Genomic DNA, 11,757 nt, shown 5'->3' with positions numbered 1-11,757 from the left:
AGCCGCGGCGACGGCGCAGCGGCAACGCGATCCCTCGGCTCGGGCACTGCTGGAACTCGCGAGCGAGGCGGGCGCCCGCCGGTGGGCGAGCGAGCTGACGGCATTCGTCGCCGAGCACGCGGCGACGAGCGTAAGCGGCCGCGTCGAGGTGCTGGCGCTGCGAGTCCCCGCCGTCGAGGCCGAGGTGCCCGCCCGCAGGGGGCTCGTGCCCGGCTACGGAGCCGAGTTGTGGCTGTGGTTCACCCGGCCCCGGTCGGCCCCCGCACTGCGCCGTCCGGTGCACGTGCCGCGTATCGAGGGCGGCGGCAGTGACGTCTACCCGGGACCTGCGTCGGCCGCCCCGGCCCCGGTCGGAGCGCGTCCCCGGTCCAGTCGCCGTCCGCATGGCCCGGCTGCCCTGGGCGTACGGGCCATCACGATTCGTGATTGCTGTCAGCTCGAATCACGTGTTGGACCTTCCCGGTCGCGGTGGTGGACTGGGCACACGCCAACTCAGCTGGCGGGCGCGCCCGATCGGGCCGTGGCAGTTTTCGACCTCTTTGGAGCACCCATGCCGCTCATCCATGTCACGCAGGCCCCGGGCCGAACCGCCGAGCAGAAGGCCGAGCTGCTGCGCGAGCTGACGGACACGTATGTGAAGGTCACCGGTGCCAAGCCGGAGGCCGTCTGGGTCACCGTCGCCGAGGTCCCCGCCGACAGCTGGTCGGTGGCCGGCGACTCGCTCGCCGCCCGCGCGGCCAAGGCCAAGGCGGCCACGGTCTGATTGTGGGTTCTTCCCTGCCACCGTTTCCGGACCGAGTTTCCCCGGCCGGCCCGGGAACGGTTCTCCGCACCGTTCGACCGCTGGAAACGGACGAGATGACCATAAAGACCATTCCGGCCCGCGCGCCGTACGGCCTGCTGCTGGCCGTGCTGTGCTCGCTGAACGCCGGCGGCCTGTTCGCCTCCGACATCAACCTGCCGGGTGTGCCCGCCACCGCGCACGCCTTCGGCACACCAGTCTCCTCGGTGCAGTGGACGTTCAGCGCCTTCATGATCGGTATCGCCTTCTCGCAGGCGGTGTACGGGCCGCTGTCCGACACCTACGGCCGCAAACGCGTCATCGTCACCGGGCAACTGGTGTTCATCGCGGCCTCCCTGCTGTGCGCGGTGGCGCCGACGGTGACGGTGTTCGGCGCCGGCCGCCTGCTCCAGGCGATGGGCGCGGGCGCGGGCATGGTGGTCGGCCGCGCCGTGATCAGCGACCTGTACGCTGAGAAGGACGCGGCGCGGATGTTCACCACGGTGATGCCGATCGTGGGCATCTCACCGTCGGTCGCGCCGCTCGTCGGCGGCTTCCTCACCTCGTATGTCAGCTGGCGCGCCCCCTTCGCGGTCACCGCGGGGCTGGCGGCGGTCACGCTGGCCGTGGTGGTCACGAAGATCCCCGAAAGCCTGCCACCCGAGCGGCGCAGCCGGAAGCTGGGCGTCACGCTGCGCGGCTACCCGAAGCTGCTCACCAAGCCGCTGTTCTGGGCCTACACCCTCAACCTCTCAGTCGCTTACGGTGGTTACTTCGGCTACCTCGCCGCGTCCCCGCTGATCTTCCAGAAGATGGGGCTGTCCACCCAGGTCACCAGCTTCTGCTACATCACGGTGTCCGCCGCGTACGTGGCCGGCAATCTCACCTCCCGCAAACTGATCCGGCGGCGGCCGGTGGACCGGCTGCTGTGGATGGGCCACGGCTTCTTCTTCGCCGGCGCGATGATGATGCTGGCGCTCGGGCTGAGCCGGCCGGGCGGGCACTGGGGACTGCTGGTCCTGGTGTTCATGCCGGTGATGACCTTCGGCAACGGGTTCCTGCTGCCGCTGTCGATGAGCGCGGGTGGCAACGCCTTCCGCAGCACGGCGGGTTCGGCGTCCGGGCTGATGGGCGCCCTGCAACTGCTCGGCGCCTCGCTCGGCATCTTCCTGTCCAGCCGGCTGCCGACCGGTGACCTGTTCAGCCTCGGCTGGTTCGTGACGATCACTTCGCTGCTCGGCGTGGTGTTCTTCGCCGCCTTCACCACGCTGGCCGGGCGACAGGGCGCCGCGGCGGAGCCGGTGGTGCGCCACCGGCCCGCCGCCGCGCCGCGACCCGGGGCCGACGCGGCGCTGGAAGCCGCGGAGGCGGACCTCCAGGAAGCCGCCCTCGACTGAAAGAGCAACCGGACTTCATGCGGGGCGGCGGGCGGCCGCCCCGCATGAACCGGTTCACGGGCCGATATGCTGAGCGGCGGGCGTGACCCCGGCGAAGCCAGATGCTGATGGATTCGACGAAGACGGAGAAAGGGTCAACTCGCCGAGAGGGGCTCCGTGGAGATTCGTCAGCTGCAATATTTCGTCGCCGTGGCCGAGGAACTGCATTTCAGCCGGGCCGCCGACCGGCTGCACATCGGCCAGCCCGCCGTGAGCCAGCAGGTGCGCCGACTCGAACGTGAACTCGGCGTCGAACTGTTCGACCGTTCCGGGCGGACCGTCCGCCTTACACCGGTCGGCCGCGCACTGCTCGACGACGCCCGCGCCGTGCTCGGTTCGGTACATGCCTTCATCGCCAAGGCCGGGCGGCTCGCGGCCCGTGAGGAAGGAATCTTCCGGCTCGGTATCAGTTCCGCGCTCGGACAGCGTCTCGACTATTTTCTGGACGCCTTGTCCGAGAAGAAGTCCGGAATTCTCTTCGAATTCCGGACCGCCGGTGCGCAGGTCCGACTAGACGAGGTGAGGGCTGGCCGGCTGGACGCCGCTTTCGTCCGCGGCATCGGCGCCGCCCCCGGTCTCCGACTGCTGCCGCTGTGGTGCGACCCACTGGTCGCAGTACTGCCCGCCGCGCACCCGCTGGCCCGCCGATCGACGCTGGACCTGCGCGATCTCGCCGACGTGCCGCTGCGGATCATGGGACGTAGCCAGAACCAGGTGCTGTTCGACTCGGTGACCTCGGCCTGTCGTCGGGCCGGATTCGAGCCGGTGATCGGACCGCAGTTCAACGGACTCCAGGAGATGCTGGCTGGGATCGGCGCAGGCGCTCCCGGCTGGACCCTGATGTATCCGTCGGCGATCGGCGCCGCCTCGTCACGTCGGATTTCGGTCAAATCACTGGCTGGCTCCCCGGTCATCATTCGAATGTCACTCGCGGTACGCGCGGAAGAGGGCTTGGCGCGACTCTCCCTGCTGGAATCGGTGTGCGACCAGGTATGCCGGATGGTGGCCTCGGAAAATGCCGCGATCCTGGACAGTCTCCGCTGAGACCCGCGTCACATTCCGCGGCCATTCTCAACCGCCGGTGGCCGATATCAATCGCGGTTGTCATTCTATTCTCCAGGCATTACTCTTGAGCCCAAACGGCGCACTGCGTTCGCTGCGGATGTGCGGCGAACGGAGAGAGTTTCACATGGCGAGTCATCGCATTTCAAGGGCGTTAATTATCCGCCGCCCGTCAGAACCAGATCGGCCAATGACGGCCGCAATTCGTGCTGGCGGACCGGCGGACGACTCATGGAGGCGTACATGATCACCAACCTCGATGTGACCTTACGGGACGGCGGCTACCGGAATAACTTCGACTTCCCGCTCGAATACGTCCTGCACCACGCGCGCGAGAGCGTCGCGGCCGGGGTCGAGTGGGTCGAGATCGCCTACCGCAACGGCTCGTTCAAGCCTCAGCCGGGTGTTGGCCCGACCGGCACCGGTACCGACGACTACATCCGCGCGCTGGCCGGGGTGGTTCCGCCCGAGCGCATCTGCATGATCCTGCACCCGAAGAACATCACCACCGAAGACCTGCCGCGGATGTACGAGGCGGGCGCCCGCCTGGTCCGCTTCTGCCTGGCGGCCGGCGCACCCGAGCCAGGCCTGGAGATGCTGCGCGAAGCCGCCCGCATCGGTTTCACCACCACGGTCAACATCACCCGAGTCAGCCAGCTGGACCGCCGCGTGCTGGTGGAGCTGTCCGCGCTGTCCGCCGACGCCGGCTCGGACGTCATCTACCTGGCCGACTCCAACGGCAGCCTGCTGCCCGACGAGGTGTTCCGGCTGGTAACGCTGGTCCGCTCGGTCAGTGACTGCGCCATCGGTCTGCACGCGCACAACAACCTGGGCCTGGCACTGGCCAACGCCATCGCCGCGGTCGAGGCCGGTGCCACCTGGATCGACTCCTCGATCCTCGGCATGGGCAAGGGCCCGGGCAACCTGATAACCGAGCAGTGGCTCGCGTACCTCGGTCGCGGCGGCCAGGCCGGCTACGACCTGGGCCGTATCCTCTCCCTCGCCCACCACATGGAGACGGAGATCGCCGAGGCAAAGCCCTCGCTGCCGCTGCCCGACCTGGTGCTGGGCCACTTCGATCTGTCGGTCGAGGACCGCGGCAAGCTGCCCGCGGACCACATCGGCAACACCTTCTCCGCGGCCCGTGAACTGACCGCGGTGACCGCCGCGTGACGTCCGAGCCCCTGGCACCGGCTCCGGCACCGATCCGGGTGCCGGAGCCGGCGCCTCCCACCACTTTGCTGCCGGCTGGCCCGGAGACCGGCACCGCTGTCGTCCTTGGCCCGGTCATGCCGCGATGGGACGGCGGCGTCTTCTTCGGCGAGATCGCCGAACCGCTGCTCGCCTCGGGCCACAGGGTGCTGGTGTACGACACGCTGTCGCTGCTGGAGGGCGGCGACGACCTCGCCGCCCTCGCCGACCGCTGGGCCGGTGTCATCACGGCCGCCGGACCGGTGGATCTGCTGGCGGGCAACGCGCTCGGCGGAGCCATCGTCCAGACCCTGCTCACCCGCGCCTGGACGCACCGGGCGCGCGTCCTGCTGCTGTCCGGGCCGACCGTGGCCGACGCCGCACTCGACACCGAGCTTGAGCGGATAGCCGCCGCCGCCGAACACGACGGACTGCCCGCCGCCCTGCGGCTGCTGGACGACGTGGTCCGCCACCCCGGTCGCTCGCCCGCCGCGCCCGCCACCGCTTCCCGGGGCGACGGCGCCGCCGGCCGGCGGCTGGCCACTGGACTGCGGCTGCTGCACGGCGCGGACGCCGGCCGAGCGGTGCGCGACTTCCCCGGTGAACTCCTGCACGTGTACGGGACCCGCTCGCGACTCGTCGGCCGCAGGCACCTGGTGGCCGCCGCGCACCACCAGGTCGTGGGCATCGCGGACGCCGGGATGCGCCCGCACGCCGACCGGCCGGACGCCACCAGGCGCGCGGTCGCGCGCTTCCTGGCCACCCCGCGGCCCCCGGCGCCGACCGGGCCCGCGAGCCCGCGGACACTTTCGAAAGAGGACGACTCATGAGGAGCAAGACCGTCGCCGTCCTTCCGGGCGACGGGATCGGCCCGGAGGTACTCGACGCCGCACTGCCGGTTATCGAGGCCCTCGGGCTGCCCGTCGGCCTGGAATTCGGCGACATCGGCTGGGAGTTCTGGCGCACCGAGGGCACCCCGGTGCCCGACCGCACCTGGGACCTGATCACCCGCTGCGACGCCGTCCTGCTCGGCGCCACCACCAGCAAGCCACGCCGCGAGGCGCTGGCCGACCTCGCCCCCGAACTGCGCGGGCGCGCCCCGGGCTACATCTCGCCGATCATCCAACTGCGCCAGCGGCTGGACCTGTTCGCCAACCTTCGTCCGGTGGAGAACTTCCTCGGCGGCGGCAGCCCGTACCGCTTCTGCGTGGTCCGGGAGAACACCGAGGGGCTGTACGCCGGCCTGGACTGGAACCGCGTCCCCGACGAGCTGTGGCCACTGGTGTCCGGCCATCCCAACGCCCGGGCCAGTGGCCAGGACGACAGCACCGCCAGCGTCCGGCTGCTGACCAAGCACGGCCTGGACCGCATCCTGCGTTTCGCCTTCGAGCACGCCCGCGCCCATGGCCACCCGCGGGTCACCCTGGCGGACAAGCCCAACGTGCTGCGCCGGAGCAGCGATTACACCATGGAGCGGCTGGAGGAGATCGCCGCCGAATTCCCGGAGATCGCTTACGACGTGCTCAACGTCGACGCGGTCGCCCTGTGGATGGCCCGCCGCCCGGAGCGCTTTGGCGTCATCGTCGCCGAGAACATGTTCGGCGACATCCTCTCCGACCTCGGCGCAGGCGTGATGGGCGGCCTCGGCCTGGCCCCCAGCGCCAACATCGGCGAATCCGGCAACTACTTCGAGCCCGTGCACGGCAGCGCCCCGGCGCTGGCCGGCACCGGTCGGGCCAACCCGGTCGCTGCCTTCCTGACCATCGGCCTGCTGCTGGAGCACCTCGGCCTCCCGCAGCCCGCCGATACCATCCGCGAAGCGGTACGGCACGTGACGCGCCGCCGCGACCGGGTCACGTACGACCTCGGTGGCAGCGTCGGCACAATGCAGTCCGCGGCCGCGGTGCTCGACGCCTGCCGCGCGGTGCCGCACACCCTCACCTCCGCGGTGGTGACCGTCGGGGACGAACTGCTGCGCGCCGACCTGGACGACACCAACGCGGGCGACGCCTCCCGGATGCTGGCCGTTCGCGGCATCCCGGTGCGGCTGCGTCACACCGTCGGCGACGACGAGGCCGCGATCGCGGACGCGGTGCGCCGGTCCGTGGGCCGCGACGACGTCGTGGTGGTGATGGGCGGCCTCGGCCCGACGTCCGACGACGTGACCCGGGCCGGTGTGGCCGGCGCGCTGGGCCGGCCGCTGGAGTATCGGGAGGAGGCGTGGCAGGCCGTCGTGGAACGGCTCACCCGGTTCGGCGTCGGCGTGCACGACGACAACCGGCGGCAAGCGCTCTTCCCCGAAGGCGCCGCACTCCTGGTCAACCCCAACGGCACCGCCTGGGGCTGCCGCGCCGAGTCGCAGGGCACCACCGTCGTCATGCTTCCCGGCCCGCCGCGCGAGTGCCTGCCGATGCTGGAGGAACTGCTGCGCGGCGGCCTCGCCGCCTTCTCTGGACCGGCCGCCGCCAGCACGCTGTTCCGCCGCACACTCGGCATCGTCGAGGCCGACGCCGCCGCCGCGGTGGACCGCGTCGTCCAGGACGGCGGCACGGCCGCCAAGCCGTCCTACCGCTGGCACTACCCCTACGTGGACGTACGACTGGCGTGCCCGCCGAAGGCCGCCGGAGACCTGGCCAAGCGGCTGGACGCGGCGCTCGGCGGGCACGTCGTCACCGATCAGGACCGCACCGCCGTCCAGGAACTGGCCCGGCTGCTCGACGAGCGGGGACTGTCGCTGGCGGCCGACGACCACCTCACCGGGGGAACCCTCGCGGACCAGGTCGCCCGGGAGTGTACCGCGCCGGTTGCCGGGAAGCTCCTGCGGGTCACCGTCGGCGGGGTGTGGAACGGCGGCGACCGGGAGCGGTACACCGGTACCGTCGACCTCACCGCCGAGGTGCACGACGGGTCCGGCCGCCCGGTGGTCACCTTCAGCCTGCCCAACCGGGGGCCCGAAGTCTCCGCCCAGCTGTGCCAGTTCGCCGCCTGGACCATCATCCGTCACCTCCGGCAGGAGTCCGCATGACCGGCATCGCAGCAACCACCGCCCCCGACGTCGCCAACCCGTACGGCGAACTGGGCGAGCGGCTGGCACAACTGGACACCGCCGCCCTCTCCGACGCCATGGACAGCCTGCGCGCCACCCCGTGCGTCCTGCCCGGCATCCGTACCAGGACCCCCGGCGCCACCACCTTCGGGCCTGCCTTCACCGTCCGCTACCGCCCGGTGGCGGACGAGGGCGAGTTCCGCAACGCCGCCGACTACATCGACGAGGTACCGGCCGGCTTTATCGTGGTCCTGGACAACCGCGGCAGCCTCACCTGCACCAACTGGGGTTCGCTGCTCACCGCGGTGGCACAGCGCCGCGGCGTGCGGGGCACCGTCGTGCACGGCTCGGTGCGTGACGTACGGGAGAGCCGTGCGGCCGATTACCCGCTGTTCAGCACCGGCGTGACCATGGTCAGTGCCAAGAACCGCGCGGCGCTGGACCGTACCGGCGCGACCCTGGACATCGCCGGTACCCGGGTGGCCCCCGGCGACCTGGTCTTCGCCGATGACAACGGCGCGCTGCGCATCCCGGCCGGCCTGGTCGGGGAGGTGCTGCGCCGGGCCGAGGCGGTGGAGCGCACCGAGAGCCGGATCAAGGACGCGGCGCTCGGCGGCAGCCGGCTCGACGAGGCCCGCGCCCGCTTCGGGTACGCCAGGCCGTGGGAGGACGGTGGACACAGTGGCTGAACCCGCCTCGGCCCGCTTCGTGGATGTGCATTACCACGTCGGGCCAGACGCTTACCTACGCCGCCACACCGCCACCACGGCGGCCGAGCGGTACGCCGCCCTCGGTGGCTGGGTGGTGCTCAAGAACCACCTCGGGTCCACCGCTGCCCAGGCGTGGGAGGCCCGCCAGCAGGGCTTGCCGGTCTCCGGGTCGATCGTGCTCAACGACATCGCGGGCGGCCTCGACCCGCGGCCCGTCGTACAGTCCGTGATCCAGCACGGCGAGGACAGCGGCTTGCGGCTGATCGTCCACCTGCCGACCGTCACCGGCCGCACCCACCGCAGCAACCTCAGCCGCACTCCTGCCCACCCACTGCTGGGCGACGGCCTGCGCCCGCTCACCGTCAGCGACGACACCGGCGCCCTGCGCCCGGAGGTGACCGAGATCCTGCGGATGGCCCGGGACCTGCCGGTCGTCATCTCCACCGGTCACGCGAGCGGCCCCGAAGTGCGGCTGCTCGTTGAGGAGGCGGTACGGCTCGGCGTACCGCGCCTGATGCTCAACCAGCCGGCCAACCCGCTGACCGGGCTGAGCTACCAGGACCTGGTGGACGTGGCCTCGGCCGAGCAGGTCTACACCGAACAGACCTCGCTGACCTACCTGCTGGACTACCAGGGATGGGACGACTTCGCCGATGTGCTGGCCCGCCTGCCGCGGGTCCTCTACAGCTCCGACCTGGGACAGACCTCGCAGATGGACGTTGCGGTCTGGGTTGACAGGAGCCAGGAGTGGTTCGAGCGGGCGGAGCTGAGCGAGCGGCGGATCGCCGAGGTGACGCGGACCTCTCCGCTGGAGATGCTGCGCCTGTGAGCTTGACTCTGTCGGTGATCTTGGTGTTCCCCGGTGCTGCAGCCTGATCATCGTTCATGCTCGGGCTGTTCCGAAGGTCGATGCAATTGTCGAGGTGTCCGTTGTTGCTCCGTCCCCGTTCCGGTGAGCAGGTCCCGTCTCTGACCGCGCGGGCGAGCGGCACGACGGCGATGTGGGTGAGGGACCGGCTGGACGGGCTGCGGTGCGACGGGGACTTCGCCGACCGGTACCCACGTGACGGGCGCCCGGGCCTCTCGCCCGCCCAGCTGGCCACTGTCTGTGTGCTGCAGTTTTTACTCGGTTTGTCGGACCGGCAGGCCGCCGAGGCGGTCCGCTGCCGCATCGACTTCGAATGCGCCCTCGCGCTGGAGCTCGATGATCCCGGCTTTCACCACAGCGTGCTGTCCGACTTCCGAGAGGGGCCTTGACCCAGGGCTTCGTCGTTCTCGCGGTTGGTCGGACAGAGCGGGTATGGGGCTGTGGCCTGGGTTGGCCGTGATGGTGATGGATCAGCGGGTAGAAGGGCAGGCACGGCTTCCGGTGATCATGGAGTGTCGAGTTCCCTGATCACCACAACGGAAGACCGTGCCTGCTGCGCCATCATCGCTCATCCCCGCCGGGTTGGCCCAACTCACCGGTTCGGGTCCGGTCGGTGTCGGTGAACTGCCCGACCTGCTGATCCGGTTGGGTCACGTGCCCGATCCGCGCCGTCTGCGGGGCCGACGTCACCGGTTGTCGTACGTCCTTGCCCTGGCCGCCTGCTCGGTCCTGGCCGGAGCGAAGTCCCTCACCGCGATCGCCGAGTGGGCCGCCGATGCCCCTGACCGGCTCCTTGTCCATTGCGGGGCCACATTGCGCGATCCGGACCGGCCCTACCGGGCGCCCAGCGAGGCGACCGTTCGCCGGGTATTCCAGCGCATCGACGGCGACGCGCTCGATGCCGCGATCGGCGGCTGGCTCACCGCTCGCGCGGAGGCTTCCCACCCCGCCGGCCGGGACAGCCACTCGCCCTCGCAGCCGGTGCGGGCGGCGGTCGCGGTGGACGGCAAATCCCTGCGCGGCGCGGTCCGCGCCGACGGCCGTCGCGTCCACCTGCTGTCCGCGCTGCGCGGCGACGGCATCGTCCTGGCTCAGCGCGAGGTCGATGCCAAGAGCAACGAGATCACCGCGTTCCGGCCGCTGCTGGCCCCGCTGGACCTGACCGGTGCGGTGGTGACCTTCGACGCGCTGCTGACCCAGACCGACCACGCGAAGTTCCTGGTCGAGGAGAAAGGCGCGCACTACATCGCCGTACTCAAGGGCAACCACCCGACCTTGCACGCGCTGGTGAAGGACCTGCCCTGGAAGGAGATACCGCTGATGGACCGCACCCGGACCACCGCCCACGGCCGCGACGAGATCCGACGCCTGAAGGCCGTCACCGTGCCGGGGCTGCCGTTCCCGCACGCCGGCCAGGCGCTGCAGATCGTCCGCCGACGGCACACGATGCGCACCGGGAAGGTCTCCCTCGAACGCGTCTACGCACTGACCAGCCTCACGGTCCACCAAGCGGGCCCGGCTGAACTGGCGGACCGCATCCGCGGACACTGGACCATCGAGAATCGTGAGCACCACGTCAGGGACGTGACCTTCGGAGAGGACGCCTCGCGAGTGCGGACCGGCAGCGCACCACGAGCGATGGCCTCGCTGAGAAACCTGGCCATCGGCGCACTGCGACTGGCCGGACGGGACAGCATCGCCGAAGGCCTACGCCATCACGGGCGAGACATGAACCGACCACTGACGACCCTTGGACTGACGTGATCATTCCCGACCCATCGCGAGAACGACGGAGCCCTGGGGCGCGGGTCGCTTCGGTACGCGGTGTCGACGCCGCCCAGTTGGTCTTGGCCGATGTTGACCTGACCGGCTGCTTGTTGGCCGGCACGGTCCATCTCGACCAGCTCCGCCTGGGCGGCGCCTGCCTGTTCGCGAGTACGCCGACGGGTATCCACTGGCGCGGCTGGTGGCCGGTGCGGCAAACCCGCCGCGGCACCCTGGCAGACGAGCAGCACTGGCGCCACACGCAGCCCCGCACTGTGCCCGGATGGATGCCCGCACCCTCCGAAGGCGCGATCGACATCGTCCAGCCCGCGGCACTCGCAACCATGTACCGGGACCTGCGCAAGTCGTATGAGGACAACAGTAACGAGCCCGGGGCAGCGGACTTCTACTACGGCGAAATGGAGACGCGTCGCGCCGATGCGCGTACCGCTCCAGCCGAACACGCCCTGCTGACCGCCTACTGGGCATTGTCCGGGTACGGTCTGCGCGCCACCCGCGCCCTGGGCTGGCTGCTGGCCGCCGTCACCCTCACCATGCTGCTGATGGTGACCTGGGGACTACCCCGCAACGACACTCCCACGACAAGCACTGGCACCCTCACCGGCCACCGTATCGCCTTGACCACGGTCAACCCCGACCCGGCCAACCCCAGCGGGCCGATCACCCACCGCCTGACCAGGCAACGGCTTGAAAAGAGCCTGCGCGTCGTCATCAACTCCGTTATTTTCCGCTCCTCCGGACAAGACCTCACCACCACCGGCACCTACACCGAAATGGCCGCTCGCCTCACTGAGCCCGTCCTCCTCGGACTTGCTGCTCTCGCCGTCCGCAGCCGCATCAAACGCTGACCCCCCGACCCGCGGGACACGGGACCGACA

General features: G+C 70.5%; 11 protein-coding genes. All 11 read left to right on the top strand.

Annotated elements, in window-relative coordinates:
* Positions 1-550 precede the first annotated feature (550 nt).
* The 11 genes from OG519_RS29310 to OG519_RS29260 all read left to right on the top strand — a co-directional run bounded on the left by OG519_RS29310 (position 551) and on the right by OG519_RS29260 (position 11,727).
* Complete coding sequence (locus tag OG519_RS29310; RefSeq protein ID WP_405590081.1) at positions 551-763, top strand: 4-oxalocrotonate tautomerase family protein; 213 nt, start codon at positions 551-553, stop codon at positions 761-763.
* A gap of 95 nt (positions 764-858) precedes the next feature.
* Positions 859-2,178 carry a multidrug effflux MFS transporter gene (locus tag OG519_RS29305; RefSeq protein ID WP_405590078.1) on the top strand — a complete coding sequence of 440 codons (1,320 nt, stop codon included), beginning with the start codon at positions 859-861 and terminating at the stop codon, positions 2,176-2,178.
* A 156-nt stretch (positions 2,179-2,334) separates the two neighbouring features.
* Positions 2,335-3,261 (top strand): LysR family transcriptional regulator, encoded by a 927-nt coding sequence (locus tag OG519_RS29300; protein WP_405590076.1) that lies wholly within the window; start codon positions 2,335-2,337, stop codon positions 3,259-3,261.
* 261 nt (positions 3,262-3,522) lie between these two features.
* Positions 3,523-4,452 carry a hypothetical protein gene (locus OG519_RS29295; RefSeq protein ID WP_405590073.1) on the top strand — a complete coding sequence of 310 codons (930 nt, stop codon included), beginning with the start codon at positions 3,523-3,525 and terminating at the stop codon, positions 4,450-4,452.
* Positions 4,449-5,300, top strand: a complete 852-nt coding sequence (locus OG519_RS29290; protein ID WP_405590070.1) for an alpha/beta fold hydrolase — start codon at positions 4,449-4,451, stop codon at positions 5,298-5,300. The genes OG519_RS29295 and OG519_RS29290 overlap by 4 nt, the downstream gene beginning before the upstream one ends.
* Entirely contained in the window at positions 5,297-7,495 is a 2,199-nt protein-coding gene (locus OG519_RS29285) for an isocitrate/isopropylmalate family dehydrogenase (RefSeq protein WP_405590067.1), read from the top strand. The genes OG519_RS29290 and OG519_RS29285 overlap by 4 nt, the downstream gene beginning before the upstream one ends.
* Positions 7,492-8,205: an RraA family protein gene (locus tag OG519_RS29280; RefSeq protein ID WP_405590065.1), complete on the top strand. Its 714-nt coding sequence runs from the start codon at positions 7,492-7,494 to the stop codon at positions 8,203-8,205. The genes OG519_RS29285 and OG519_RS29280 overlap by 4 nt, the downstream gene beginning before the upstream one ends.
* Positions 8,198-9,055, top strand: coding sequence for a DUF6282 family protein (locus OG519_RS29275; RefSeq protein WP_405590063.1), 858 nt, complete (start codon positions 8,198-8,200; stop codon positions 9,053-9,055). Before OG519_RS29280 ends, OG519_RS29275 begins: the two co-directional genes overlap by 8 nt.
* Positions 9,056-9,111: 56 nt before the next feature.
* Positions 9,112-9,483, top strand: a complete 372-nt coding sequence (locus tag OG519_RS29270; RefSeq protein WP_405590060.1) for a transposase — start codon at positions 9,112-9,114, stop codon at positions 9,481-9,483.
* A 157-nt stretch (positions 9,484-9,640) separates the two neighbouring features.
* Positions 9,641-10,858, top strand: coding sequence for an ISAs1 family transposase (locus OG519_RS29265; RefSeq protein WP_405590057.1), 1,218 nt, complete (start codon positions 9,641-9,643; stop codon positions 10,856-10,858).
* Positions 10,855-11,727, top strand: a complete 873-nt coding sequence (locus OG519_RS29260; protein WP_405590054.1) for a hypothetical protein — start codon at positions 10,855-10,857, stop codon at positions 11,725-11,727. Before OG519_RS29265 ends, OG519_RS29260 begins: the two co-directional genes overlap by 4 nt.
* Positions 11,728-11,757: the final 30 nt, after the last annotated feature.

This window comes from Streptomyces sp. NBC_01190 (genome assembly GCF_045039895.1).
In the GTDB taxonomy this organism is placed as follows: domain Bacteria; phylum Actinomycetota; class Actinomycetes; order Streptomycetales; family Streptomycetaceae; genus Actinacidiphila.
This window is presented reverse-complemented; position numbering and strand designations above follow the sequence as displayed.